Origin of the sequence: Escherichia sp. TC-EC600-tetX4 (assembly GCF_019356055.1) — a bacterium.
Lineage (GTDB): Bacteria > Pseudomonadota > Gammaproteobacteria > Enterobacterales > Enterobacteriaceae.
Map to the genome: position 1 here is coordinate 2124215 of NZ_CP079924.1, position 25899 is coordinate 2150113.

21 protein-coding genes and 2 tRNA genes are annotated in these 25899 nt (G+C 50.5%); 12 read left to right on the forward strand and 11 right to left on the reverse strand.

The features are described 5' to 3' along the window. Positions 1–451 precede the first annotated feature (451 nt). The 6 genes from KXD89_RS10210 to ydhT all read left to right on the forward strand — a co-directional run bounded on the left by KXD89_RS10210 (position 452) and on the right by ydhT (position 6182). Positions 452–1078 (forward strand): ferredoxin-like protein, encoded by a 627-nt coding sequence (locus KXD89_RS10210; protein WP_001070230.1) that lies wholly within the window; start codon positions 452–454, stop codon positions 1076–1078. 20 nt (positions 1079–1098) lie between these two features. Beyond that, the gene (locus tag KXD89_RS10215) at positions 1099–3201 is read left to right on the forward strand and encodes an aldehyde ferredoxin oxidoreductase (protein ID WP_001273527.1); all 2103 of its coding nucleotides are present in this window, start codon (positions 1099–1101) and stop codon (positions 3199–3201) included. A 12-nt stretch (positions 3202–3213) separates the two neighbouring features. Beyond that, on the forward strand, positions 3214–3852 hold the full coding sequence (locus tag KXD89_RS10220; RefSeq protein WP_001301419.1) for a YdhW family putative oxidoreductase system protein: 639 nt from the start codon (positions 3214–3216) through the stop codon (positions 3850–3852). A 63-nt stretch (positions 3853–3915) separates the two neighbouring features. After that, on the forward strand, positions 3916–4584 hold the full coding sequence (locus KXD89_RS10225) for a 4Fe-4S dicluster domain-containing protein (RefSeq protein ID WP_001310861.1): 669 nt from the start codon (positions 3916–3918) through the stop codon (positions 4582–4584). Beyond that, a complete protein-coding gene (gene phsC, locus KXD89_RS10230; protein ID WP_001069979.1) occupies positions 4581–5366 on the forward strand; it encodes a thiosulfate reductase cytochrome B subunit in 786 nt (261 codons plus the stop codon). The genes KXD89_RS10225 and phsC overlap by 4 nt, the downstream gene beginning before the upstream one ends. A 3-nt stretch (positions 5367–5369) precedes the next feature. Next, positions 5370–6182, forward strand: coding sequence for a protein YdhT (ydhT, locus tag KXD89_RS10235; RefSeq protein ID WP_000587525.1), 813 nt, complete (start codon positions 5370–5372; stop codon positions 6180–6182). Between the two features lie 11 nt (positions 6183–6193). Here ydhT and KXD89_RS10240 read toward each other — a convergent pair whose 3' ends face one another. From KXD89_RS10240 to KXD89_RS10255, 4 genes are all read right to left on the reverse strand, one after another. Beyond that, positions 6194–7798 carry an FAD-NAD(P)-binding protein gene (locus tag KXD89_RS10240; protein ID WP_000716950.1) on the reverse strand — a complete coding sequence of 535 codons (1605 nt, stop codon included), beginning with the start codon at positions 7796–7798 and terminating at the stop codon, positions 6194–6196. Between the two features lie 125 nt (positions 7799–7923). After that, a complete protein-coding gene (locus tag KXD89_RS10245; RefSeq protein WP_000212657.1) occupies positions 7924–8229 on the reverse strand; it encodes a monooxygenase in 306 nt (101 codons plus the stop codon). 107 nt (positions 8230–8336) lie between these two features. Next, positions 8337–8413 (reverse strand) — tRNA-Val (locus KXD89_RS10250). A gap of 4 nt (positions 8414–8417) precedes the next feature. Further along, positions 8418–8494 (reverse strand) — tRNA-Val (locus KXD89_RS10255). A gap of 307 nt (positions 8495–8801) precedes the next feature. Between KXD89_RS10255 and KXD89_RS10260 the strand changes: the two genes are divergently transcribed. Further along, entirely contained in the window at positions 8802–10058 is a 1257-nt protein-coding gene (locus tag KXD89_RS10260) for an AIDA repeat-containing protein (RefSeq protein ID WP_000534271.1), read from the forward strand. Positions 10059–10098: 40 nt separating this feature from the next. Here the strand turns inward: KXD89_RS10260 and mdtK are convergent, their stop codons facing one another. Then, positions 10099–11472, reverse strand: a complete 1374-nt coding sequence (gene mdtK / locus KXD89_RS10265) for a multidrug efflux MATE transporter MdtK (protein WP_001174940.1) — start codon at positions 11470–11472, stop codon at positions 10099–10101. Positions 11473–11686: 214 nt separating this feature from the next. On the opposite strand from mdtK, the gene ribE reads away from it, so the two are divergent. Beyond that, positions 11687–12328 (forward strand): riboflavin synthase, encoded by a 642-nt coding sequence (ribE, locus tag KXD89_RS10270; RefSeq protein ID WP_000493947.1) that lies wholly within the window; start codon positions 11687–11689, stop codon positions 12326–12328. 39 nt (positions 12329–12367) lie between these two features. On the opposite strand, the gene cfa is transcribed toward ribE, so the two are convergent. Both cfa and punC read right to left on the reverse strand, forming a co-directional pair. Further along, positions 12368–13516 carry a cyclopropane fatty acyl phospholipid synthase gene (gene cfa, locus KXD89_RS10275; RefSeq protein WP_000098896.1) on the reverse strand — a complete coding sequence of 383 codons (1149 nt, stop codon included), beginning with the start codon at positions 13514–13516 and terminating at the stop codon, positions 12368–12370. Positions 13517–13806: 290 nt separating this feature from the next. After that, entirely contained in the window at positions 13807–15018 is a 1212-nt protein-coding gene (gene punC, locus KXD89_RS10280; RefSeq protein WP_001182347.1) for a purine nucleoside transporter PunC, read from the reverse strand. A gap of 112 nt (positions 15019–15130) precedes the next feature. Here punC and punR point away from each other — a divergent pair, with 112 nt between their 5' ends. Continuing rightward, positions 15131–16063: a DNA-binding transcriptional activator PunR gene (gene punR, locus KXD89_RS10285; RefSeq protein ID WP_000269501.1), complete on the forward strand. Its 933-nt coding sequence runs from the start codon at positions 15131–15133 to the stop codon at positions 16061–16063. On the opposite strand, the gene purR is transcribed toward punR, so the two are convergent. Beyond that, a complete protein-coding gene (purR, locus tag KXD89_RS10290; protein ID WP_000190982.1) occupies positions 16060–17085 on the reverse strand; it encodes an HTH-type transcriptional repressor PurR in 1026 nt (341 codons plus the stop codon). The genes punR and purR overlap by 4 nt on opposite strands. 298 nt (positions 17086–17383) lie before the next feature. Here purR and cydH point away from each other — a divergent pair, with 298 nt between their 5' ends. Further along, the gene (cydH, locus tag KXD89_RS10295) at positions 17384–17473 is read left to right on the forward strand and encodes a cytochrome bd-I accessory subunit CydH (RefSeq protein ID WP_000102278.1); all 90 of its coding nucleotides are present in this window, start codon (positions 17384–17386) and stop codon (positions 17471–17473) included. Positions 17474–17638: 165 nt separating this feature from the next. After that, positions 17639–18808 carry an MFS transporter gene (locus KXD89_RS10300; RefSeq protein ID WP_000701040.1) on the forward strand — a complete coding sequence of 390 codons (1170 nt, stop codon included), beginning with the start codon at positions 17639–17641 and terminating at the stop codon, positions 18806–18808. A gap of 161 nt (positions 18809–18969) precedes the next feature. Here KXD89_RS10300 and sodB read toward each other — a convergent pair whose 3' ends face one another. Together sodB and mepH are read right to left on the reverse strand one after the other, a co-directional pair. Beyond that, on the reverse strand, positions 18970–19551 hold the full coding sequence (sodB, locus tag KXD89_RS10305; RefSeq protein ID WP_000007283.1) for a superoxide dismutase [Fe]: 582 nt from the start codon (positions 19549–19551) through the stop codon (positions 18970–18972). 127 nt (positions 19552–19678) lie between these two features. Continuing rightward, complete coding sequence (gene mepH, locus KXD89_RS10310; RefSeq protein ID WP_000101193.1) at positions 19679–20494, reverse strand: peptidoglycan DD-endopeptidase MepH; 816 nt, start codon at positions 20492–20494, stop codon at positions 19679–19681. A gap of 333 nt (positions 20495–20827) precedes the next feature. On the opposite strand from mepH, the gene grxD reads away from it, so the two are divergent. Continuing rightward, positions 20828–21175: a monothiol glutaredoxin 4 gene (gene grxD / locus KXD89_RS10315; protein ID WP_000108172.1), complete on the forward strand. Its 348-nt coding sequence runs from the start codon at positions 20828–20830 to the stop codon at positions 21173–21175. A 50-nt stretch (positions 21176–21225) separates the two neighbouring features. Here grxD and KXD89_RS10320 read toward each other — a convergent pair whose 3' ends face one another. Then, the gene (locus KXD89_RS10320) at positions 21226–25842 is read right to left on the reverse strand and encodes an ATP-dependent helicase (RefSeq protein ID WP_001310858.1); all 4617 of its coding nucleotides are present in this window, start codon (positions 25840–25842) and stop codon (positions 21226–21228) included. Positions 25843–25899 lie beyond the last annotated feature (57 nt).

Genomic DNA, 25899 nt, shown 5'->3' on the forward strand with positions numbered 1-25899 from the left:
TTCAGGATGAGGCGGTAAGCTTCATCCTGATATTCTTGCTTCAGTTGCGGTCCAGTTAATCATTCTAAATAACAACTGCTGAAATTATACGAATTTCGGTATGTATTTTAATTTATAGCGATAATGTTATTTTTATTTTCTGCAATGAAAGTCACAAATAATTGTCGCTTAAGTTAAATTTATTTCAAATGATAATAAATATCAGTTCACTTATAATTTCTTGCTTTGTAATTTTAATTGATAACGATCAATGTTAAGGGCTCAGAATAATCACATTATTTTTTCTCCTAACCATAAAGGATTAGTTTATCGGCGTTAATCTTTTCTCATACACTATCGGGTTAGGGAAAATATCTGGTGTTGGGGACAGAGTCAGCAGCGTATTAGTTGAATGCTTAATATCAGGCTGCTGAATTGTCAGCACTGTGTTTGCGAAGAGGATGCGAAATAAATGAACCCGGTTGATCGTCCACTATTAGATATTGGCTTAACGCGATTAGAATTCTTGCGTATATCAGGAAAAGGCCTTGCTGGTCTAACAATTGCCCCTGCGTTACTGTCACTTTTGGGTTGCAAACAGGAAGATATTGATAGCGGCACAGTAGGGTTGATAAATACCCCCAAAGGGGTGCTGGTGACCCAGCGAGCGCGATGCACGGGTTGCCACCGCTGTGAAATCTCTTGTACCAACTTCAACGATGGCTCAGTAGGGACATTCTTCTCCCGTATCAAAATCCATCGCAATTATTTCTTTGGCGACAACGGGGTTGGCTCTGGCGGCGGCCTGTATGGCGATCTCAACTATACCGCGGACACCTGCCGTCAATGCAAAGAGCCGCAATGCATGAACGTCTGCCCGATTGGTGCGATTACCTGGCAGCAGAAAGAAGGCTGTATTACCGTCGATCATAAACGCTGTATTGGCTGTAGCGCCTGTACTACGGCATGCCCGTGGATGATGGCCACCGTAAATACCGAAAGTAAAAAATCCTCGAAATGTGTGTTATGCGGTGAATGCGCAAACGCCTGCCCAACAGGGGCGTTAAAAATTATCGAGTGGAAAGATATTACTGTGTGAATCTTGCAAAGGAAAAAATCATGGCTAACGGTTGGACAGGTAATATATTAAGAGTCAATCTCACGACAGGAAATATTACCCTCGAAGATTCCAGTAAGTTTAAAAGTTTTGTCGGTGGCATGGGCTTCGGCTACAAAATTATGTATGACGAAGTACCGCCAGGCACGAAACCTTTCGATGAAGCGAATAAATTAGTCTTTGCTACCGGCCCATTAACTGGATCTGGTGCCCCCTGTAGTTCTCGCGTAAATATCACCTCACTTTCTACTTTTACCAAAGGAAATTTAGTCGTCGATGCCCATATGGGTGGCTTTTTTGCAGCGCAAATGAAATTCGCTGGATACGACGTCATTATTATCGAAGGGAAGGCGAAATCACCGGTATGGCTGAAGATTAAAGATGACAAAGTTAGCCTGGAAAAAGCCGATTTCTTATGGGGAAAAGGGACGCGCGCAACGACGGAAGAAATTTGTCGATTGACCAGTCCGGAAACCTGTGTGGCGGCTATTGGTCAGGCTGGGGAAAACCTTGTTCCTCTCTCTGGCATGTTGAATAGCCGTAACCACAGCGGCGGTGCGGGAACTGGCGCAATAATGGGTTCGAAAAACCTGAAAGCGATTGCGGTTGAAGGGACGAAAGGGGTCAACATTGCCGATCGTCAGGAGATGAAGCGTCTCAATGATTACATGATGACTGAACTTATTGGTGCGAATAACAACCATGTCGTGCCAAGTACGCCACAATCGTGGGCAGAGTATTCAGATCCCAAGTCACGCTGGACAGCACGTAAAGGGCTGTTTTGGGGCGCGGCTGAAGGTGGTCCGATTGAAACGGGTGAAATTCCGCCAGGCAATCAGAATACGGTCGGCTTTCGTACCTATAAATCCGTTTTTGACTTAGGACCGGCGGCAGAGAAATACACAGTAAAAATGAGCGGCTGCCACTCTTGCCCGATCCGTTGTATGACCCAAATGAATATTCCTCGGGTGAAAGAGTTTGGCGTGCCCAGCACAGGTGGTAACACTTGTGTAGCAAACTTTGTCCATACCACCATCTTCCCGAACGGGCCGAAAGATTTTGAAGATAAAGACGATGGTCGTGTGATTGGTAACCTGGTGGGTCTGAATTTGTTCGATGACTACGGCCTATGGTGTAACTACGGGCAGTTGCATCGCGACTTTACTTATTGTTACAGCAAAGGTGTGTTCAAGCGTGTTCTGCCAGCTGAAGAGTATGCAGAAATTCGCTGGGATCAACTGGAAGCGGGTGACGTTAACTTCATTAAAGATTTTTACTACCGTCTGGCGCATCGTGTGGGTGAGCTGAGTCACCTGGCTGATGGTTCATATGCCATCGCAGAACGCTGGAATTTGGGTGAAGAGTACTGGGGCTACGCGAAAAATAAACTCTGGTCGCCGTTTGGCTATCCGGTTCACCATGCCAATGAAGCGTCAGCGCAGGTCGGTTCCATTGTTAACTGTATGTTCAACCGTGACTGCATGACGCATACCCATATCAACTTTATTGGTTCCGGCTTGCCATTGAAACTGCAACGTGAAGTGGCGAAAGAACTTTTTGGTTCTGAAGATGCTTACGATGAAACCAAAAACTACACGCCAATCAATGACGCAAAAATTAAATATGCAAAGTGGTCGCTGTTGCGGGTCTGTTTGCATAACGCCGTCACCCTGTGCAACTGGGTCTGGCCAATGACCGTTTCGCCGCTGAAAAGCCGTAATTACCGGGGCGATCTGGCGCTTGAAGCCAAATTCTTCAAAGCGATCACCGGCGAAGAGATGACTCAGGAAAAATTAGATTTAGCTGCAGAGCGTATTTTTACGTTGCATCGTGCCTACACGGTAAAACTGATGCAAACCAAAGATATGCGTAATGAACACGATCTTATCTGTTCCTGGGTATTCGACAAGGATCCGCAGATCCCGGTCTTTACTGAAGGTACTGACAAAATGGATCGTGACGATATGCATGCTTCGCTCACGATGTTCTACAAAGAAATGGGCTGGGACCCACAGCTTGGTTGTCCAACCCGCGAAACATTGCAGCGTCTGGGGCTGGAAGATATTGCCGCCGATCTGGCAGCACACAATCTACTGCCTGCGTAAGGAATGGGTAAGATGAACCATCAGGATGAATTGCCGTTAGCGAAAGTCAGCGAAGTTGACGAGGCGAAGCGGCAATGGTTGCAGGGGATGCGTCACCCCGTTGATACGGTAACCGAACCAGAACCTGCTGAAATCCTGGCTGAGTTCATTCGCCAGCATTCTGCGGCTGGGCAGCTGGTGGCGCGCGCCGTGTTTCTCTCGCCACCCTATTTGGTTGCAGAAGAGGAACTGTCAGTTTTGCTGGAAAGCATTAAGCAGAACGGAGACTACGCGGATATCGCTTGTTTGACGGGAAGCAAGGATGATTACTATTACTCAACGCAGGCCATGAGTGAAAACTACGCGGCGATGTCTTTGCAAGTTGTGGAGCAGGACATTTGTCGCGCCATTGCACACGCCGTTCGTTTTGAGTGCCAGACGTATCCTCGTCCTTACAAAGTCGCCATGCTGATGCAAGCGCCATATTACTTCCAGGAAGCGCAGATTGAAGCCGCGATCGCCGCGATGGATGTTGCACCTGAATATGCCGATATACGGCAGGTGGAGTCATCGACGGCGGTGTTGTACTTGTTTAGCGAGCGATTTATGACCTATGGCAAGGCTTATGGCTTATGCGAATGGTTCGAGGTAGAGCAGTTTCAGAACCCCTGAAATTTCAGGGAGATGTCATGGATAGGGTGGACAGTTGCAGCCACTGCATTAGGGGATAATCAGATGTCCTTCACTCGACGCAAATTTGTTCTGGGGATGGGAACAGTAATCTTTTTTACTGGTTCTGCGTCTTCTCTGTTAGCGAACACGAGGCAAGAAAAGGAAGTTCGGTATGCCATGATTCATGACGAGTCACGGTGCAATGGCTGTAATATTTGCGCCCGCGCATGCCGTAAAACTAACCACGTCCCCGCTCAGGGAAGCCGTTTATCGATAGCACACATTCCAGTCACCGATAACGACAACGAAACGCAGTATCACTTTTTTCGCCAGTCATGTCAGCACTGCGAAGATGCTCCGTGCATCGACGTTTGCCCGACGGGGGCGTCGTGGCGTGATGAGCAGGGGATCGTGCGGGTAGAAAAATCGCAGTGCATCGGCTGCAGTTATTGCATTGGCGCTTGTCCGTACCAGGTTCGCTACCTTAACCCTGTCACTAAAGTGGCAGATAAATGTGATTTCTGCGCTGAGTCCCGACTGGCAAAAGGCTTTCCGCCCATTTGCGTCAGCGCCTGCCCGGAACACGCATTGATCTTTGGTCGCGAAGATAGCCCAGAAATTCAGGCGTGGTTGCAGCAAAATAAATACTATCAATATCAGCTACCTGGTGCCGGGAAACCGCATCTGTATCGCCGGTTCGGTCAACATTTGATTAAAAAGGAAAATGTATGAACCCGTCGCAACATGCTGAACAGTTTCAGAGCCAGTTAGCGAACTATGTGCCACAGTTCACTCCCGAATTTTGGCCGGTGTGGTTGATCATTGCCGGAGTATTGCTGGTTGGGATGTGGTTGGTGCTGGGGCTGCATGCCTTGCTTCGTGCTCGTGGCGTGAAGAAATCAGCCACCGATCATGGTGAGAAGATTTATCTTTACAGCAAAGCGGTCAGATTATGGCACTGGTCGAATGCGTTACTCTTTGTATTGTTGCTGGCCAGTGGGCTGATAAATCACTTTGCGATGGTGGGCGCAACTGCGGTTAAAAGTCTGGTTGCGGTGCATGAAGTTTGCGGATTTTTGTTACTGGCATGCTGGCTCGGCTTTGTGCTGATCAATGCCGTTGGGGATAATGGTCACCACTATCGCATTCGTCGTCAGGGGTGGCTGGAACGAGCGGCAAAACAAACGCGATTTTATTTGTTTGGCATTATGCAGGGGGAAGAACATCCTTTCCCGGCAACAACCCAGTCTAAATTTAATCCCTTACAGCAGGTCGCCTATGTTGGTGTCATGTATGGATTGCTGCCGTTGTTACTATTGACGGGGCTGCTGTGTCTCTATCCGCAAGCCGTGGGAGATGTGTTTCCTGGCGTAAGATACTGGTTATTGCAGACACATTTTGCTCTGGCATTTATAAGCCTCTTTTTTATCTTCGGTCATCTTTATCTTTGCACCACGGGGCGTACGCCACACGAAACCTTTAAAAGCATGGTCGATGGCTATCACCGGCACTAACGAATGATCATTACACAAGCAGACCTGCGAGAATGGCGTATCGGAGCGGTGATGTATCGCTGGTTCCTGCGCCATTTCCCACGCGGCGGTAGTTATGCCGATATTCATCATGCACTGATTGAGGAAGGATATACGGACTGGGCGGAGAGTCTGGTTGAGTATGCGTGGAAAAAATGGCTGGCGGATGAAAACTTCGCGCATCAGGAAGTTTCCTCTATGCAAAAACTGGCCACAGACCCCGGAGAGAGACCATTTTGCAGTCAGTTTGCCCGCAGCGACGATCATGCTCGCATCGGCTGTTGTGAGGATAACGCCAGAATCGCAACCGCTGGGTATGCCGCGCAAATTGCCAGTATGGGTTATAGCGTGCGGATTGGAAGTGTCGGCTTTAACAGTCACATTGGCAGCTCCGGTGAACGCGCACGGGTTGCTGTAACCGGTAATTCTTCGCGGATAAGCAGCGCTGGAGATAGCAGTCGGATTGCGAATACCGGAATGCGAGTACGCGTTTGTACATTGGGTGAACGGTGTCATGTCGCCAGTAATGGTGACCTGGTGCAAATCGCCAGCTTTGGCGCAAACGCCAGAATTGCCAACAGCGGCGACAATGTACACATCATTGCCAGCGGTGAAAATTCAACGGTAGTGAGCACGGGCGTGGTCGACTCAATTATTCTCGGGCCAGGAGGAAGCGCCGCACTGGCATATCATGACGGCGAAAGAGTTCGCTTCGCCGTCGCCATTGAAGGTGAAAACAATATTCGAGCCGGAGTCCGCTATCGTCTTAATGAACAGCATCAGTTTGTTGAGTGCTGATAGCTTTACCTTTAATCAAACGAAAGACGCCGACGAGCACGGGATGCAGGCTTTACGACCGCCCGAGCCATCGCCTCACCAATTTCTGCACATGCCGTAAGTCCCTGAACGAAAGGCTGGTCGTGCATCAACCAGGGCAACGCGCCGAACGCTACGCGCCCACGAATATCTTCGGGTTGCTGTAACGTATAATCTTCGCCAACATCAGGGATTTCATCCCCTGTTTTCTGTAATTGCTCGCGTAGCCCAGGGAAAGGGATATCTTTCACTTTAAGCGGACGTTGTCCGCGGGCATCAATAAAAACGTCAAACGAGTAGCTGTTGTCTTCCGTTTTCAGGACGGTGCGCGACTCATTAATTTCCATTTTGTAGTCTTCACCGAGGGCGAGAATATGAATGATTCCCGCTTCACGTAAGGCAAGTAGGCGACGAATAGACTCTGAAGGGATTGCCGCATAATTATCGATGAAAACCCGGGCAAGGCCTTTACTGAACCGTTTATGGTCGTGTTCATTCAGATGTGGAACAATTTCCTGTACGGCTTCATGCAGGCGCAGAATGACATAACGCCAGGGAACAGTATGTTTTTCTCGTTTATTGCGTTCGACTTCCTGGAGATTTTTTTCTGCCCAGTCAAATGGGTCGCGTTGTTTGCGCTCGGCAAACCAGGCTTGAGCAAAGGAATCGACATTCAGGCTCTCTAAGGCTATGCGTTGACTCCAGTCTGGATCAGCAAACTTGATTTCCTCTACTATCAATCTAAATACCCGATCCAAAAGGCCCTCTTCGCCTTTTTGAATCTCAGCATTTAATGCCTGATCGGTGACGATGTGTAAGGGCTCGTAGGGAATAGGGCAATAGAAATCGGCTTCGGGTAAAATACCCGTGCGCGACAACAACGTGATATTTAGCTTTTCACTTGCGTTATCGCGGTGAAAAACGACGTGTTGTTTATCATCTTCAATGAACGAACCATGCTGAATAGCCACTGCCATTGCCGCATCCAGTCCGCTCAAGGATGTTCCCATAATACCCACGTTACACGCATCGACCTTTGCTTCCATCAGGCCTGACCACGGGCTGGGAAAATACGTTCGGGTTGCTTCTTCTTCATCAGGCCAGACGTGACCCGTGGCGATCACCGCTAAATCAAACGTCTCGCTGGGTAAATCCTGATTTGTAGCGAGCATGACGCCAGCATTTGTAATTTGCAGATCGGTAACCTGGCATGATTCATAAACAGCCACTGCAAATTTTTGCTGTCGTGCCTGGTCTACTAGTCGTAAAAATTGATCGCGGAAATATTCGCCCAGCAGAATTCGCGGTAAAAACTGACGATCGTGCAAGGTTTCTTTTTTAACGCCATAACGCTGGAGATGGCTGTCTTCTTGCTTTTGTAGCCATTCGAGATACGTACAATAAATCGGCGGTATTTCAATACTGGCAATATTTGCCAGCATCATTTTTGAGTTTTCCTCATCACTGTATGGCATCCCGACACCGGCCTCGTCAGCCTGCTCGAAGATAGAAATAGAAAGTGGAGTTTGTTGCTGTAGAAGCGAGAATAAGGTGTAGATCCCCGTAGGCCCGGCACCCACAATAGCAATTTTTTTCATTGTTACTTACCTGTACGCATTCTTTCGAATTTAGTGTTATCAGATAAGTTTGGTTGAGATTTTTAGAATTTGAGAAATTTCAGACAGGGATGAAAAGGGCGCTAACCGCCCTTGATTAAATTCTGTCAGGCGAGTTTTGCCTGATTGATTTGACTAAGTGGCTCATTGACATCGAAAACTTTGGCGACAACTTCCTCAACGCCAAGATTTTTCAGTCGGGCAGTATGTTTTTCCAGATAGGCAAGGGCGCTTTTTTCATCAGTGAAAAGGTAGATCCCACCGGCTTCGTGGTTCTTTTCACTTTCTGTCCATACCTTCCACAGAAAACCAGGTTCCTGATTAATCGACTCAGCAAGTGGTTTAAGCTGCTCAGCCATTGCGTCGCCAAATGGGCCATTAAAAGCAAAATGAAGTTGTAACAAAGTTGCCATAGCGATTCTCCTTCTGATAACGCATACGAAGACAGTGTAAATCTTTTAACGTATTGGATACAGAGAAGAAACAGAGGGAAAAAGGAGAAGACCAGATTAAGAAAATCTGGTGCGTCCGAGTGGACTCGAACCACCGACCCCCACCATGTCAAGGTGGTGCTCTAACCAACTGAGCTACGGACGCAGGATGGTGCGTTCAATTGGACTCGAACCAACGACCCCCACCATGTCAAGGTGGTGCTCTAACCAACTGAGCTATGAACGCAACGTTGTAGGTGACAACGGGGACGAATATTAGCGGCAGAGTGGGAAGGTGGCAAGAGGCAAAACGTAATTTTCTGCGCTATTTCGACCGTTTGCAGAGCTTTTAAGCAAATTGGCTATATTTTGTTGATTTGCAAGGGTGATTTTTATTCAGGATCGCATTTACATCTGATACAACCCAATAATTCGTGTATCAGAGTTTAAACAGAGTTGTTTTCCACCATCTCAAATCTGTCGTGGATAAATCCTCCGTAGCCTTTACACTTAGGTAGCAATAAAGGCACACAGATGCAGCAAAGGAATAAATCATGGGATCTGATGCGAAAAACTTGATGAGCGACGGGAACGTGCAAATTGTTAAGACCGGCGAGGTCATTGGCGCGACGCAACTTACTGAAGGCGAGTTGATTGTTGAAGCTGGCGGAAGAGCCGAAAATACCGTGGTCACGGGGGCTGGCTGGTTGAAAGTGGCAACCGGTGGGATCGCCAAATGCACACAGTACGGTAACAATGGCACGCTATCGGTCAGCGATGGTGCCATTGCCACAGATATTGTTCAGTCCGAGGGAGGCGCAATTAGTCTCTCTACGCTCGCTACGGTTAATGGCCGCCATCCCGAAGGTGAATTCAGCGTTGATAAAGGTTATGCCTGCGGTTTGTTGCTGGAAAATGGCGGTAACCTGCGTGTACTGGAAGGACATCGCGCGGAAAAAATCATTCTCGATCAAGAGGGCGGCCTGTTGGTTAATGGGACAACCTCAGCGGTCGTGGTAGATGAAGGTGGTGAATTGTTGGTGTATCCAGGTGGGGAAGCCAGCAATTGTGAGATTAATCAGGGCGGCGTTTTTATGCTGGCCGGGAAAGCCAGTGATACGTTGCTTGCTGGTGGCACCATGAATAATCTCGGTGGTGAAGACTCTGACACTATTGTTGAGAATGGATCCATTTATCGTCTGGGGACGGATGGCCTTCAGCTCTACAGTTCCGGTAAGACGCAAAACCTGTCCGTGAATGTGGGTGGTCGGGCTGAAGTGCATGCCGGTACGCTGGAAAACGCGGTAATACAAGGTGGGACAGTGATCCTGTTGTCACCCACCAGCGCGGACGAAAATTTTGTCGTAGAGGAAGATCGCGCACCGGTTGAACTGACCGGGAGTGTTGCATTACTGGACGGCGCTTCAATGATTATTGGTTATGGCGCAGAGCTGCAACAATCAACGATTACTGTACAGCAGGGCGGTGTGTTGATTCTAGACGGCAGTACGGTAAAAGGTGACAGTGTCACTTTCATTGTTGGTAACATCAATCTGAATGGTGGAAAACTGTGGCTGATCACTGATGCGGCAACGCATGTGCAACTGAAAGTGAAACGCCTGCGCGGAGAGGGAGCGATTTGCCTGCAAACCAGTGCAAAAGAAATTTCACCTGACTTCATCAATGTGAAAGGGGAAGTTACCGGGGATATACACGTTGAGATAACAGATGCCAGTCGGCAAACTCTGTGTAACGCTCTGAAATTACAGCCAGACGAAGACGGGATTGGCGCAACGCTCCAGCCTGCGTAAAAATACAGGCGCAACCCGTGAAGGTTGCGCCTTGTCTTTATTAGCGGGATGCTCGTTGCAGAATGATGGCTGACGGCAGACGTTGCAGGAACCGCATACGCAACATCATCATAATGGCTGCCGACGTCAGGCCAATAATAAAGCCTATCCAGAAGCCTGCTGGCCCCATAGGTTCAACGACCAGATCGGTCAGTGCCAGAATATAGCCGCTTGGCAAGCCCAGCACCCAGTAAGCCGTAAAGGTAATATAGAAAATGGAACGCGTATCTTTATAACCACGCAAAATCCCACTGCCAATCACCTGGATTGAGTCAGAAATCTGATATACCGCCGCCAGCAACATCAAATGCGCAGCCAGCGTTACAACCTCGGGATTGTCGTTGTACAACAGGGCGATTTGCTCCCGCAGTGAAACCGTGAAAATGGCCGTCAGGGTTGCCATACAGACACCCACCATAAGCCCGGTCCGCGCAGCGGTTTGCGCATCCAGCGTTGAGCCCTGACCCAGACGATAACCTACGCGGATAGTTACCGCTGCCGCCAGCGACATTGGAAGCACGAACATTAGTGAACTAAAGTTCAGGGCAATCTGGTGTCCTGCGACATCAACAATACCGAGCGGAGACACTAACAGAGCCACGACGGCAAACAGTGTCACTTCAAAGAACAGTGCCAGCGCAATCGGCAAACCGAGTTGAATCAGTCGTTTCATAACCGCAGGATCGGGTTTTGCGGTGCCTTTTTCGTTACGAATATCGCGCATGGAGCGGGCGCGTTTAATGTAAGAAACCATGGCAAGGAACATGACCCAATACACCGCCGCAGTAGCCACGCCACAACCAACGCCACCGAGCTCAGGCATACCGAAATGACCATAAATAAAGATATAGTTCACCGGGATGTTCACCAGCAGGCCGATAAAGCCCATTACCATACCCGGCTTGGTTTTTGCCAGACCTTCACACTGGTTACGGGCAACCTGGAAGAACAGATATCCCGGCGCGCCCCACAACAACGCACGCAGATAACCCACGGCTTTGTCCGCCAGAGCCGGATCGATGTTTTCCATGGAGCGGATAATGTAACCTGCATTCCACAGCACCAGCATAATGAGAACGGAAACAAAACCTGCCAGCCAGAAACCTTGTCGCACCTGATGCGCAATGCGCTCACGTCGACCGGAACCATTTAATTGCGCGATAACCGGCGTTAATGCCAGCAGCAGTCCGTGACCAAAGAGGATCGCCGGAAGCCAGATAGAAGTACCGATAGCGACCGCCGCCATGTCGGTGGCACTATAGCCGCCCGCCATCACGGTATCGACAAAACCCATCGCAGTTTGGGCGATTTGCGCGAGAATCACCGGGATTGCTAATGCTAATAACAGACGCGCTTCACTGATATACTTCTGCACGTGAACACCTTTTATTTGTAGTTATATGAGAGACTAAAAAGCCGCCTGAATGGGCAGCAAAAAGAAGAAGCAGGGGAAATTCAGTCTATTGTAGCGAGGATTTATTAATTCTCCAGTGAAAAAATAGCCATTCTTACCCCTTCACTGGTAAGGGCGTTTTCCACCTGCTATTGTGCTGAACAGAATGTCTTAACTGATTTCAGGAGTTGTAAGTATGTTTACGGGGATTGTACAGGGCACCGCAAAACTGGTGTCGATTGACGAGAAACCAAATTTTCGTACGCATGTGGTGGAGTTACCCGACCACATGCTGGACGGCCTGGAAACCGGTGCTTCCGTGGCGCATAACGGTTGCTGCCTGACCGTGACGGAAATTAACGGCAACCATGTCAGTTTTGACCTGATGAAAGAAACGTTACGCATTACCAATCTTGGCGATTTAAAAGTGGGGGATTGGGTAAACGTTGAGCGTGCGGCGAAATTCAGTGATGAAATTGGCGGACACTTAATGTCAGGTCATATTATGACCACTGCTGAAGTGGCGAAAATATTAACCTCAGAAAATAATCGCCAGATCTGGTTTAAAGTCCAGGATAGTCAGTTGATGAAATATATTCTGTACAAAGGATTTATTGGCATCGACGGTATTAGCCTGACCGTCGGCGAAGTCACGCCAACGCGTTTTTGCGTCCATTTAATTCCGGAAACACTGGAACGCACGACTCTTGGGAAGAAAAAACTTGGCGCACGCGTCAACATTGAAATCGATCCACAAACTCAGGCAGTGGTAGATACGGTAGAACGTGTGCTGGCGGCACGAGAAAATGCCATGAATCAACCAGGCACAGAAGCCTGATCTGAAATCGCCCCCGGAGAGGGGGCGATAGAATAGCCTTTAGCGAGCCACTCGAAGGCCGTTTTCAACACCGCGTGAGAACACGACCTGCCAGAGCTGAATATCACGGGCGCGGAAAGCACCTGCACAGGCATTCAGATAATAGGTAAACATTCGTTTAAAGCGTTCACTATAGTTATCCGCAATTTCTGGCCATGCGGCGAGGAATCGTTCATACCACGCCATCAACGTAGTATCGTAATCAGCACCGAAGTTATGCCAGTCTTCCATCACAAAGTGGGGTTCGCTGGACTGAGCAATCTGGCGTACAGAGGGCAGGCAACCGTTCGGAAAAATATATTTATTAATCCAGGGATCAACATTCAGATCGGTTTTTTTCGAACCGATAGTATGGAGCAGGAATATGCCTTCCGGTTTCAAATTACGATCCACCACCGCAAAATAGGTATCGTAATTTTTCGGTCCGACGTGCTCGAACATCCCCACAGAAACAATACGATCAAACTGGTCGTTCAGGTCACGATAATCTTGCAGCAAAATGGTGACATCCAGGCCTTCACAGCGTTCCTGAGCCATTTTTTGCTGTTCGGCAGAAATGGTGACGCCCACCACGCTTACGTCATAATTAGATGCCATGTAGTGTGCCAGTCCGCCCCAGCCGCAGCCAATATCCAGTACGCGCATCCCTGGTTTTAACTGCAATTTTTCACAAATCATTTTGAGCTTCGCCTGCTGGGCAGATTCCAGATTATCGGCATCTTTCCAGTAAGCGCAGGAATATTGCATGAAGGGATCAAGCATGCGGCTGAACAAGTCATTACCCAAATCGTAATGCTCTTTGCCGACTATCCAGGCACGTTTTTTACTCTGCAGATTGAAGAGACGAGCGCCGGCAATACGCAGCGTGTCTTTGAAATGATGGGGGAGTTGGTTCTCGAGACCTGCGCGTAAGACTTTGCTAAAAAACATATCCAGTCGGTCACATTCCCACCAGCCATCCATATAACTTTCGCCTAACCCCAAAGAGCCTTCTTGCAGAACGCGTTTAAAAAAATCGGGGTTTTTCACACGAATATCCGCCGGGGCAGAACCGTTAATGGCTATACCGGCACGGCTAAGTAATTCGTTGGCGATACGGTACCAGTTGTCATCCGGTACACTGACTTCTTCTATACACGATGAACTCATAGTTTCTCCATCACTGGTCGGTGATCAGAACCTTAAAACAGCGTAGACGCTTTTTGGGCTTTGTGAGAAATCTCGCAGAAAAAACCGCGAGTCTATAATCCGACGTAGAACAGAGGGAAAGGAGGAACCCTTGCCGAAATGACTATCCATAGTGAGTCGGGAACGATCCTGTCCCCGTAAAAACATAATATTTATCGTAGCTTTAACAACTCGAAATTAGTATAGGCCGCTAATTTCAATCATACAACAAAATTTTGTTAGCAGCCTAAGTATAAGTATATCGATATAGATCAGTGTGATTCGCTATGAGCGACTTCGGCATTGCCATGATTCTGGCAGCCAACTTCTTCACAACGTTGCATCATGTAACCCAGCGCGACCAGCACTACTGTTGATAACATCACGCTGGTGGTGGTGAGCAATGGCGTGCTGATACTGATCAGCCAGGAAACTACCAGACTTGCGAGGAAGCACAGACCCAGTTGAAGAGTGTTCTGCAACGCTGCGGCGCGACCAGTTGCGTGTGGGAAGGGACGCAGCGCCTGGGCGACAACAATAGGGTAGATCGCGCCATTGGCAATCGCCATCACACAGAATGGGATCAGGATTTCGACCAGCGACACATGGCTAATGAAGCCCGCAGCCCAGGTCGCAATGACGCTGACAGCAAACAGCACCAGCAACCACGGTAATAACTGCTTGCCTTGCCATTTCTGCAGCGCGGCGCGACAGCCATAACCACCAATCAGAAACGCGATAGTTTGCGGGACATAACTTAAACCAATAACTGCCGGGCTGTAGCCCATTTCACTAAGGATGAACGGTGAACCGGTCAGCCATGCAAAAAAACTGGCTGAACAGGCTGCGTATATCAGCACGTTGCCGCGATAGGTTTTAGAACGTAGCAGGTCGGTAAAGGTCAGACCATCCTGACTATTGTTACGGGCCTTCGTCGTGGGTTTGAGCCAGAAAATAGGCAGAATCAGCACCACGGTAATGGCAAACAGGGTGGCGAAAATCGCCTGCCAGGAAAAATGGACCAGCAGCCAGCTTCCTAACAGAGGAGCCAGTGCCGGAGATAGACCCACCAGCGGCATGATGGCCGCAAAAATACGGTTAACTTTCTGTGAAGGATAATAATCTGTCACTAATGCTTGCCAGATAACCGCCGCGGCGCAGACACCCACAGCCTGTACAAAACGCAATACCAGCAGCGTAGCGGCGTTTTCTACCCACAGCATCCCCAGACTACCTAACGCAAAAATTGTCAGGCCGATTAATAATACCGGTTTACGACCATAACGGTCGGAGAGCGGCCCCCACAGAAGCTGGGCTGCGGCAAAACCGGCAAGGAACAGACTAAGGCTGGCACTGACAGCAGACGCAGGCGTTTGCAGGTCGGCCTGTATGGCGGCGAAAGCAGGCAGATACATATCGGTTGCCAGAAAACCGAGTACGCTCAAACCCGCCAGCCAGACTAAAAATCTTTTCCCAGGTTGCATGTATATTCTCTAAATCTCTCAATTAAACACCGCCGCAAAGTGTAGGGAGTGAAATTAGTGTTGTGAAACGGTAATATTTGATGACTGGTTTCAAAAATTTTGCAGGCAGACTATGTGGTCAGAATATTCACTCGAAGTTGTTGATGCGGTAGCGCGTAATGGTAGTTTTAGCGCTGCGGCACAGGAGCTGCATCGCGTTCCTTCTGCGGTCAGCTATACCGTGCGTCAGCTGGAAGAGTGGCTGGCGGTGCCGCTCTTTGAACGACGGCACCGTGATGTGGAGCTGACCGCTGCTGGAGCGTGGTTTCTCAAAGAAGGGCGCTCTGTTGTCAAAAAAATGCAGATCACCCGCCAGCAATGTCAGCAGATAGCGAACGGCTGGCGCGGTCAGTTAGCTATCGCAGTGGATAATATTGTCAGGCCAGAACGTACACGGCAGATGATCGTTGATTTTTATCGCCATTTTGATGATGTCGAACTTCTTGTCTTTCAGGAAGTGTTCAACGGTGTCTGGGATGCGCTTTCCGACGGGCGCGTGGAACTGGCGATTGGCGCAACACGCGCGATTCCGGTAGGCGGTCGTTATGCCTTCCGGGATATGGGGATGCTAAGCTGGAGTTGCGTTGTTGCCAGTCACCACCCGCTGGCGTTGATGGATGGCCCGTTCAGCGATGATACGTTGCGCAACTGGCCGTCGTTGGTGCGCGAAGACACCTCGCGAACGCTACCTAAACGTATTACCTGGTTGCTGGATAACCAAAAAAGAGTTGTCGTGCCTGACTGGGAATCATCGGCAACCTGTATCTCGGCAGGATTATGCATAGGGATGGTGCCAACACATTTCGCCAAACCGTGGCTTAATGAGGGGAAGTGGGTAGCATTAGAACTGGAAAACCCCTTTCCGGATTCGGCATGTTGTCTGACATGGCAGCAAAATGATATGTCGCCTGCGTTAACCTGGTTGCTTGAGTATCTCGGCGATAGTGAGACGCTGAATAAGGAGTGGCTGCGGGAGCCGGAAGAGACTCCCGCAACGGGTGATTAACGACGATAGTCGCGGAACGGGCCGTCAGCCACGGAGCGGCGTTCAATCAAGCGCGGATGCACTTCAATAGACTGCGGTTCTTCACGTTTGTTGACGATACGATCCAACAGCATGTTGAACGCTGTTTCACCCAGCGAATCTTTTGGCTGATGGATCGTGGTCAGCGCCGGCGTAAAATAGCGCGCGTTGCGCACGTTATCATAACCGATCAGCGAAACATCCTGCGGGACGCGCAGGCCCATTTCATCAGCAGCACAAAGTGCGCCCATTGCCATGATATCGCCACCACAGAAGACGGCAGTAGGGCGATGCGGCTGCGACAGGATTTGCTGCATGGCGCGATAACCGGATTCAGGTTCAAAGTCACCCTGCACAATCCAGCTTTCCGGCACCTTGATCATCGCTTCTTCCATCGCCTTCATAAAACCGGCAAGGCGGCCTGCGCCGGTGTTACGTTCCAGCGGGCCGGGGATGACGCCGATTTCGCGGTGACCGCGTTCAATCAGATAACGCCCGGCCATGTAGCCGCCTTCGAACGCGTTATCAATGACCGCATCGGTGAAGTCAGCTTTTGCTTCACCCCAGTCCATGACCACCATTGGGATATGGCGATACTCTTCCAGCATCGCCAGCAACGGCTCTGGGTACTCAGAACACATCACCAGCAGACCATCGACGCGTTTTTGCGCCATCATCGACAGATAAGCCCGCTGTTTCTCAAGATTGTTCCACGCATTGCCCAGAATCAGGGTGTAACCTTTCTGGAAGCAATTTTTTTCAACTGCTTCAATGATCTCGGCAAAATAGGCCGCTTCGCTGCTGGTCGCCAGCAAACCGATAGACTTGGTGTGGTTAACCTTCAGGCTACGCGCCACCGCGCTAGGGGAGTAGTGTAATTCTTTAATCGCTGCCCACACGGCGTTGCGCGTTTCTTCAGCGACGAAACGTGTTTTGTTGATCACGTGTGACACAGTTGTAGTGGAAACGTTTGCTCGTTTCGCTACATCTTTTATTGTTGCCATTCCATTTCACTCCAGACCCTAACTTCAGCTCCTGCAAAATCGCAAGGTAAACGTTTGCCTTTACACACCTTACGCACAACAAAAGTGTTGCGGTACGCCGGAAAAACGACACGGAGCGTCAGGAAGGGGTCAATGGCCAGTACGCAAATAGTGTAAGCGTGGAATTTTGGCCGATCTTGACGAAAAGGGGAAGTGGTAAAAACACTTATCATTATAAATGACGGGAGATTTTTTCATCACAGTGTGTAAAAATGCGTAATATCACTTTTTGTGTGGTAATAAAAAAGGAGAAAACTTGATGAGCACCGACCTTAAATTTTCACTGGTAACAACGATTATCGTCCTCGGTTTGATCGTAGCCGTGGGTTTGACTGCCGCGCTGCACTGATTTCCTCTCGAGGGAGCGCGTTCTCCCTCGCATCTCCTTCCTGTTTGTTAGCAAAATGGCAAAAGTGTTTTCTCTTTTTGTTATTTTCATTTTTTTGTGATTGCTGTCATGCTTTCGCCACTTTAATGAATATCGCGTAATGACGCGAAGAGGTGGAGATAAGGCATGAAAATTAACTATCCGTTGCTGGCGCTGGCGATTGGCGCGTTTGGTATCGGGACAACGGAGTTCTCGCCAATGGGCTTGTTGCCCGTCATTGCGCGCGGTGTGGATGTCTCGATTCCCGCTGCCGGAATGTTAATCAGTGCCTATGCAGTTGGCGTAATGGTTGGCGCGCCGCTGATGACGCTTCTACTTTCTCATCGTGCCCGCCGCAGTGCGTTGATTTTCCTGATGGCAATTTTCACGCTCGGCAACGTACTTTCCGCCATCGCGCCGGATTATATGACCCTGATGCTTTCACGCATTTTGACCAGCCTGAATCACGGAGCATTTTTTGGTTTGGGTTCAGTCGTGGCCGCAAGCGTGGTGCCAAAACATAAACAGGCCAGCGCAGTTGCCACTATGTTTATGGGGTTAACCCTGGCAAATATCGGTGGCGTGCCGGCGGCGACCTGGTTGGGTGAAACCATCGGCTGGCGGATGTCATTTCTGGCAACGGCGGGGCTGGGAGTGATTTCAATGGTAAGTCTGTTCTTCTCATTACCTAAAGGTGGTGCAGGGGCACGACCTGAAGTGAAAAAAGAGCTGGCGGTATTAATGCGTCCGCAGGTGCTGTCTGCATTGCTGACGACGGTACTGGGAGCTGGTGCAATGTTTACTCTCTACACCTATATCTCTCCGGTACTGCAAAGTATTACCCACGCAACACCGGTGTTCGTCACGGCAATGCTGGTGCTGATTGGTGTCGGATTCTCTATCGGTAACTATCTCGGCGGCAAACTGGCAGATCGTTCAGTTAACGGCACGTTGAAAGGCTTTTTGTTGTTGTTGATGGTGATTATGCTGGCAATCCCGTTCCTGGCCCGCAATGAGTTCGGCGCAGCTATTAGCATGGTGGTGTGGGGCGCAGCAACCTTTGCGGTCGTACCGCCGTTACAGATGCGCGTGATGCGTGTCGCCAGTGAAGCGCCAGGTCTGTCTTCATCAGTCAATATTGGTGCCTTTAATCTTGGAAATGCGCTGGGAGCAGCTGCTGGTGGTGCGGTAATTTCCGCTGGGCTGGGATACAGCTTTGTGCCGGTGATGGGAGCGATTGTCGCGGGACTGGCATTATTGCTGGTGTTTATGTCAGCCAGAAAACAACCTGAAACAGTTTGCGTTGCTAACAGCTAATTAAACAAAAACGCAGAAGGATAACCTTCTGCGTTACAGTTGCTGACAACGTGCGATTTATCTTGCCGGATGCGGCGAGTGCCTTATCCGACCTACATCGATGATCCGCGTAGGCCTGATAAGCGTAGCGCTTCAGGCAATGCTGCATTTGCCATCAGTTATTATGCAGCGAGATTTTTCGCTACGAATTCCCAGTTCACCAGCGCCCAGAAGTGCTCCAGATAGCCAGGACGTGCATTGCGATAGTCGATGTAATAAGCGTGTTCCCAGACATCAACGGTCAGCAGCGGAGTCGCATCGGTGGTCAGCGGAGTACCCGCGTTAGAGGTTGAAACGATAGCCAGTTTGCCATCGCTGTTTTTCACCAGCCAGGTCCAGCCAGAACCAAAGTTTTTGATCGCTGCATCAGTAAACTGCGCTTTGAAATCGGCAAAGCTGCCAAAAGATGCGGCGATAGCTTCAGCGACTTTTCCAGTCGGTTCGCCACCGGCGTTCGGTGCCAGGCAGTTCCAGTAGAAAGTATGGTTCCAGACCTGAGCTGCGTTGTTGAATACGCCACCTTCAGAGCTGCGAATAATCTCTTCCAGTGATTTACCTTCAAACGCGGTACCTTTAATCAGGTTGTTCAGGTTAGTGACATAAGTCTGATGGTGCTTGCCGTAGTGATACTCGATGGTTTCCGCAGAAATGTGCGGTGCCAGAGCATCTTTAGCATATGGTAGTGCAGGTAATTCGAATGACATTGCTACTCTCCTTTATTATTAATTTGCATACGTACAATAGCCTTATTGTGCGTATGGATAGGGTAGCAAATTAAAAGGTGAGACAAAAGATGAACTTACCCTGTTGCCGTAACAACAGGGTAAAGTTTTAGCGAAGTGTTTTTGGGGTCATTACCCGACGAGCGCCAACATAGTGGCGCTGCCAGTAGTCTTCACTGAGAGAAGTGATTTGAATTTCCTGACCTGTGCGCGGTGACTGAATAAATTTGCCGTTGCCGACATACACGCCGACATGATCGGCTGTGCCGCGTCCCTGAGTACGGAAAAAGACCAGGTCGCCGTTTTTCAGTTCACTACGTTCGATTGGCGCTGCATCACGCAGGTGATACATTTCATTCGCCGTACGCGGAATACGAATTTTCACCAAATCTTTATAAGCGTAATAAACCAGGCCGCTGCAATCAAAACCGGTACGCGGTGAGCTGCCACCCCAACGATATGGCTTACCAATTTGCTGCATCAGTTTATTCATTGCCACTTTCGTAGCTTTTTGCACCTTCGCTTTGTGCGCGTCGGCAAGAGTTCCTGACGCGGCATTTTTGACTTTCACACAATGCGATTTATAGCCCTTACGTTTGGTACACTTTTCGGTAAAGCTGGCTGAGGCCGTTTTATTGACGGCGTGTTTGCTGCGAGTTTTGGCGTTTTTAGAAGCGGTAATGGAAGATTTTTTAACGGAAGAAGCGGTTTTGCTTTTGGTCGTACTTTTACTGGCGGCTTTTTTCGCTGTTTTCTGGGTCTTTTTGGTGGTTGCCGTGCTTTTCTTTTTATCTGCTTTTTTGGTGATATGAGTGGTAGCAGAACTCTCCCTGGCTTGCTTTGAAGCATGGGCCATAGGCGTTAAAGGCAGGGTGGTAAAAAGTAAAGCACAGAGCGTGATCGAAATACGGTTTATCCGCGCCACTGAGCGTCCCTCTGTAAAGGCAGGTCTATCATGCCTGCGTCTGATTTACAAAACTTGATGATTCTAATGCATAGAAGAAGAGAAAGTTAATAGCTTTTATTGTTAAAAAATACGTTTCGTTGGCGAGCGCAAAAAAATGCAGCAGTGAAAGCTAAAAATGGTTATAAATACGCCAGTTTGCCGGCATCAGAGAAGAAACGAATATTTGAAATGCAACAAATAGAGCAAAGGGATAAAATAGCAAAAGCGTGATGAAAATGTTATTTTCCGATGCCGCACTGACCCGCTACAATGTCAGATTACTGCCGTAAAGAAGTTTGAGGAAGCAAGACAATGAGCACCACTATCGAAAAAATCCAACGCCAGATTGCTGAAAACCCGATCCTGCTGTACATGAAAGGTTCACCGAAACTGCCGAGCTGCGGTTTCTCTGCCCAGGCAGTCCAGGCGCTTGCCGCATGTGGCGAACGTTTTGCCTATGTTGATATTCTGCAGAATCCGGACATTCGTGCGGAACTGCCGAAATATGCTAACTGGCCGACCTTCCCGCAACTGTGGGTTGACGGCGAGCTGGTCGGCGGTTGTGATATCGTGATCGAAATGTATCAGCGTGGCGAACTGCAGCAGCTGATCAAAGAAACTGCCGCTAAATACAAGTCTGAAGAGCCGGACGCGGAATAATCCGTCCTGCAATACTGACGGATGCGAACGGGCATCCGTCAGTCCTTTCTCTATCCCCAATCCAGCCCTTGTGGCGAACTTGAAAATCCCGCCTCACGCAGCAGCGTAAACATCGGCGTTTGCCGGACCGGTAGATCATTCACTTCTGTTAGCGTAAAGCGCAGCCGTGGTTCGCGACGCAGTGCGGTAGTCAGCGCGTGGAAAACCTCTGGGGCGAGTAATTCCTCTTTTTCCTGCCAGACCAGCATTTTTTTGCCACCTTGCGCCAGATAGAGTAACAATTTGCCGCCAGAAACGACCACCAGCGCACCCGCCCGACGCGTTGGAACCAGCGTTGCCGGATGTGCAGGCCAGGGCAGAAGATTTCCCCACACATTAGCCGGATCGTTGGCAGAGAGCGCCACTGGTGTATAGTGGCGCGTTTGCGTGGCTTGTGTCGCCAGATCGCGCAATCGGTCAATAGTCAGACGTTCAGCGAATTGCGCGCCACCCAGACCTTCTACAAAACGACCTCGCATAATTCGCCCGGAGTCTTCCATACTTCGACAAAGCGTTTGCATCGATGGAAACCCGCCAGGGATATTTTCGGCTATCACCGCCTGACGACTGATGATGCCGTAGCGGTCGAGCATATTTTCCGCCAGCGCCAGCATCCTTTCGGTATCGTTTAGTGGCTCCACCTGCAATAACGACCAGCGTCCAGCCAGATTTGGTGTGTTGTAAGATACCCGCGGCGAGACGGGTTGCGCATAGACAGGACGTCCACGACGAGCCCGGTGACTGCGGCGAGTTGAGGTGCGTGCGTTGGAACTGCTGCGGGTGAGGGCGCGTAACGGTGCCCAAATGTCGCTGGTGATGACGCCTTGCCAGACCAGCGCCCATAACGCCTCTTGCAGGGCAGAGAGATCAACCGATTCGCCGATTTTGTCGCGTATCCGTTGGCTGATTTGTTGTGCAAACCAGGCTCCTCCGTCAGCCAGAACAGCGACTATCGCTTGTTGCAGCGCCGAACGATTCGCCTGATCCGCTTCGGCGGGAGTGAACGATTCTGCAGCATATTCCTGTAGATGCAGTGCCACCAGGCCGTCATCTTCACCCAGTTTTTTTTGCCCCGACCAGATAACCGCACCGGTTGCCAGTAATTCATCGAGCATTTCTGACGAATAGTCGCGTACGCGGGCAGGCAGGATCTGGCTTTCCCAGAGTGAGGCGGGTAAACCGACTCCGGCAAGCTGTTCGATCACCCGCATCACGCCATCTACGCCCTCATAAACGCCTGGCGATGTTGAGGCAAAGAGCGCCGGGCTACCATCGGTGGCGGGTAATACGCCCTGACGTTCCAGCAGCAATCGCGCATAGGTCGTGGCTGCAACGGGACGCGTCGCTTCTCTGGCGGCTTGCAGCGAGCGCAAACGCAGACGACGAAATACTTCATCGCTCACCCAGATGTCTTGTTGCAGATTCATCACCAGACCCTGTTCACGCAGTTGCTGAAGCTGCTCTTCGACAATGGCAATACCGAGACTAAACTCATGAGCCAGTTGTTCAGCCGTGACCAGAGCATGAGCCCGGAGATAGCGCAGAAAGAGGTCGCGAAGCGGGTAACTGACTCTATGTAAATAAATCTCTGGCAATGACTCTGGTAGTCGTACGCCGAGGGCATCACGCAGCCTGGCGGCATCATCCATACAGGCAAGACGCTCCTGTCCGCTAATCATCGCTGGGAAGATTCGTTTTACTGCAAGAAGATTTTCCAGATACGACGCAACCTCTTCACTGCTGCCTGTATGCCGTTGCGCCAGGTCTTCAACGGTCATTGGCCCCAGTTCGCGCAGCAGGTCGAACAATCCTTCTTCACCTTTCGCTCTTCTGCCAGGAGCCAGTCGTTGCAACTCTTCTTCCACCTGGCGAATGACCTGCGGGTCGAGTAATTCCCCCGGATCGACCTGTCCGAGTAGATTGCGCAGTAACTCGCTGTCCAGCGACAGTACGGATGCCCGGCGCTCTGCCAGCGGGGCGTCGCTCTGGTACATAAATTCCGCGACATAGCCGAACAATAAACTTGTGGCGAAAGGCGAGGGCGTAGTGGTCGTTACATCGGATATTTGAATTTCGCCACCGTTCAGGCGACGCATCAAACGTTCCAGTGCGGGAAGATCATAAACATCTTGCAGACATTCGCGTAGGGTTTCGAGAATGACCGGAAAATCCGGATATCCCTGAGCGATTTCCAGCAACTGACTGGCGCGCAGCCGTTGTTGCCAAAGCGGGGTGCGATGGCCCGGAGTGCGCCCCGGCATTAATAATGCCCGCGCGGCGCATTCGCGAAAACGGGCGGCGAAAAGTGCCGAGCTGCCTACCGCCTCGCGGACAATTTGCAGCAACTTTTCTGGTTCAAACAAAAAAATCGCGGCATCGGGCAATTTACCATCGGTGTCAGGAATACGTGCAACAATGCCGTCATCACTGGCGACCACCGACGCGTCAGCGCCCCATAGCGCATGTATTCGCCCGGCAATCGCCACCGCCCAGGGTTCATGCACCCGTCTTCCATAGGGAGAGTGCAAAATAATACGCCAGTCACCAATTTCATCACGGCACCGTTCGAGGACCAGATGGCGACTCCCCGGAACGATGCCCGTCGCGTTGCGCTGCTCCTCAATCAACCCCTGAATATTGGCGATCGTATTTTCTTCTGCCAGCCACGGGGGAATAGTCCCGGAAAAGAACGCGCCATCCGCCAGCAAATGAAGAAAATCGCCGATCATCTCGCCTAATTCAGCCGGACGTCCGTTACCTTCACCACGCCAGAAGGGGAGCCGGGCAGAACGACCCGGAGCAGGAGTCACAATCACCTGATCGCGGGTGATTTGCTGGATCCGCCATGAGGTAGCGCCGAGAGTGATAATGTCGTTCACCCGCGACTCATATACCATCTCCTCATCCAGTTCACCCACCCGCCGCGAACCGGCCTTTTCTTCACCTTCGGGTAATAACACGCTATACATGCCACGATCCGGAATGGTGCCGCCGCTGGTAACCGCCAACAATTGAGCGCCAGGTCGGGCGGTCAATATCCCGGTCTCCCTGTTCCAGACCAGTTTGGGGCGAAAAGCAGAAAAATCGCCAGAGGGATAGCGCCCGGAAAGCATATCCAGCGTGGCGTCAAAAACACGTCTTGGCAGATCTTTCCACGGTGCGGCACGGCGTACGCGGGAGTACCATTCGTCTACCTGTAATGCATCCATCGCCGCGGCGGCAACGGTTTGCTGCGCAAGGACGTCGAGAGGATTATGCGGTGGTGTCAGGTTTTCCAGCCTGCCTGCGAACATACACTCTACAATGACTGCGGAATCGACTAAATCACGCCGGGTACGGGGGAAAAACAGCCCTTTAGATACACCGCCAACCTGATGTCCGGCGCGACCAATGCGTTGTAACCCACTGGCAACAGAAAGCGGCGTTGCCACCTGAATCACCAGATCCACCGCGCCCATATCAATCCCCAGTTCAAGACTGGAGGTTGCGACCACGCAGCGTAATTCACCCGATTTCAGCGCCTGTTCGGTGATTGCTCGTTGTTCTTTAGAGACGGAGCCGTGGTGTGAGCGGGCAATAAAAACGTCGCTACTTTGTACACGGTTAGAGGTTGCGCCGGAGGTCGACTCGAAATGGGCCGCATCAACGGCGATAGACGGGGAACGCTGTAAGCGTGCGGCGTAAAGCTCATTTAATCGTGCCGTCAGTTTTTCCGCCAGCCCCCGCGAATTAGTAAAGACAATGGTCGAGCGATGGCGCAACACTTCATCAAGGATACCCGTTTCAATATATGGCCAGATGGAGCCTTCCCGGCCGGCATGGCTGTCTTCGCCGGTGCCGCTGGCGACCGATGAGACATCATCCATATTGGCGACCGGTACGACAATTCGTATCTGCGGATGGCGCATTGCGGGCGGGTTGACTACCGTAACCGGGCGATCGCCACCAAGAAATGCTGCCACATCGCTGGCTGAGCGCACAGTGGCAGAAAGGCCAATTCGCTGTGCTGAGGTGTGGAGCAGCGCATCGAGCCGCTCCAGACTTAACGCCAGATGCGCACCACGTTTACTGCCCGCTACCGCGTGGACTTCATCAATAATTACCGTTTCGACGCCGCGTAGCGTTTCGCGCGCGCGGGAGGTCAGCATCAGATAGAGTGATTCGGGTGTGGTGATCAGAATATCCGGCGGATTACGGGTGAGTTTGCTGCGTTCCTGTGCAGGCGTATCGCCAGTACGGATCCCTACGCGAAGATTGACTTCCGTTTCGCCGCGCCGCCGCCGTTCATCGGCAATACCCTTCAACGGGATCTGCAAGTTGCGCTGAACGTCGGTGCCCAGGGCTTTTATCGGTGAAATATAGAGGATGCGTGAGGTTTTACGCTTATGCGCCTCGCGGGTATCTTCGCCGCCTTCGCGGAAGAGCCGATCGAGGGCGTAGAGAAATGCTGCCAGCGTTTTCCCGGAGCCGGTCGGTGCAATCACCAGCGCATGTTCGCTTCGCGCCGCCACATGCCAGGTTTGCGGCTGGACAGCGGTCGGCTGTTTAAAGGCGCGAAGAAACCAGTCGCGGGTCGCCGGTGAAAACACGTCCGGCAGGAGCGATGAAGGGTCTGGATTATCTGCCATTAACGCTATTCCCCGTGAATATCATGCAGGATGCGTGGAATAGCCTCACTATAGATG

Bases quoted from the DNA above. Each gene is read 5' to 3' on its own strand.
- KXD89_RS10220 (WP_001301419.1), top strand. From the start codon at position 3,214: ATGAACCATCAGGATGAATTGCCGTTAGCGAAAGTCAGCGAAGTTGAC.
- ydhT (WP_000587525.1), top strand. From the start codon at position 5,370: ATGATCATTACACAAGCAGACCTGCGAGAATGGCGTATCGGAGCGGTG.
- KXD89_RS10245 (WP_000212657.1), bottom strand. From the start codon at position 8,229: ATGGCAACTTTGTTACAACTTCATTTTGCTTTTAATGGCCCATTTGGC.
- KXD89_RS10215 (WP_001273527.1), top strand. From the start codon at position 1,099: ATGGCTAACGGTTGGACAGGTAATATATTAAGAGTCAATCTCACGACA.
- KXD89_RS10260 (WP_000534271.1), top strand. From the start codon at position 8,802: ATGGGATCTGATGCGAAAAACTTGATGAGCGACGGGAACGTGCAAATT.
- cfa (WP_000098896.1), bottom strand. From the start codon at position 13,516: ATGAGTTCATCGTGTATAGAAGAAGTCAGTGTACCGGATGACAACTGG.
- KXD89_RS10300 (WP_000701040.1), top strand. From the start codon at position 17,639: ATGAAAATTAACTATCCGTTGCTGGCGCTGGCGATTGGCGCGTTTGGT.
- KXD89_RS10225 (WP_001310861.1), top strand. From the start codon at position 3,916: ATGTCCTTCACTCGACGCAAATTTGTTCTGGGGATGGGAACAGTAATC.
- KXD89_RS10210 (WP_001070230.1), top strand. From the start codon at position 452: ATGAACCCGGTTGATCGTCCACTATTAGATATTGGCTTAACGCGATTA.
- grxD (WP_000108172.1), top strand. From the start codon at position 20,828: ATGAGCACCACTATCGAAAAAATCCAACGCCAGATTGCTGAAAACCCG.
- punC (WP_001182347.1), bottom strand. From the start codon at position 15,018: ATGCAACCTGGGAAAAGATTTTTAGTCTGGCTGGCGGGTTTGAGCGTA.
- KXD89_RS10320 (WP_001310858.1), bottom strand. From the start codon at position 25,842: ATGGCAGATAATCCAGACCCTTCATCGCTCCTGCCGGACGTGTTTTCA.
- punR (WP_000269501.1), top strand. From the start codon at position 15,131: ATGTGGTCAGAATATTCACTCGAAGTTGTTGATGCGGTAGCGCGTAAT.
- KXD89_RS10240 (WP_000716950.1), bottom strand. From the start codon at position 7,798: ATGAAAAAAATTGCTATTGTGGGTGCCGGGCCTACGGGGATCTACACC.
- ribE (WP_000493947.1), top strand. From the start codon at position 11,687: ATGTTTACGGGGATTGTACAGGGCACCGCAAAACTGGTGTCGATTGAC.
- cydH (WP_000102278.1), top strand. From the start codon at position 17,384: ATGAGCACCGACCTTAAATTTTCACTGGTAACAACGATTATCGTCCTC.
- sodB (WP_000007283.1), bottom strand. From the start codon at position 19,551: ATGTCATTCGAATTACCTGCACTACCATATGCTAAAGATGCTCTGGCA.
- purR (WP_000190982.1), bottom strand. From the start codon at position 17,085: ATGGCAACAATAAAAGATGTAGCGAAACGAGCAAACGTTTCCACTACA.
- phsC (WP_001069979.1), top strand. From the start codon at position 4,581: ATGAACCCGTCGCAACATGCTGAACAGTTTCAGAGCCAGTTAGCGAAC.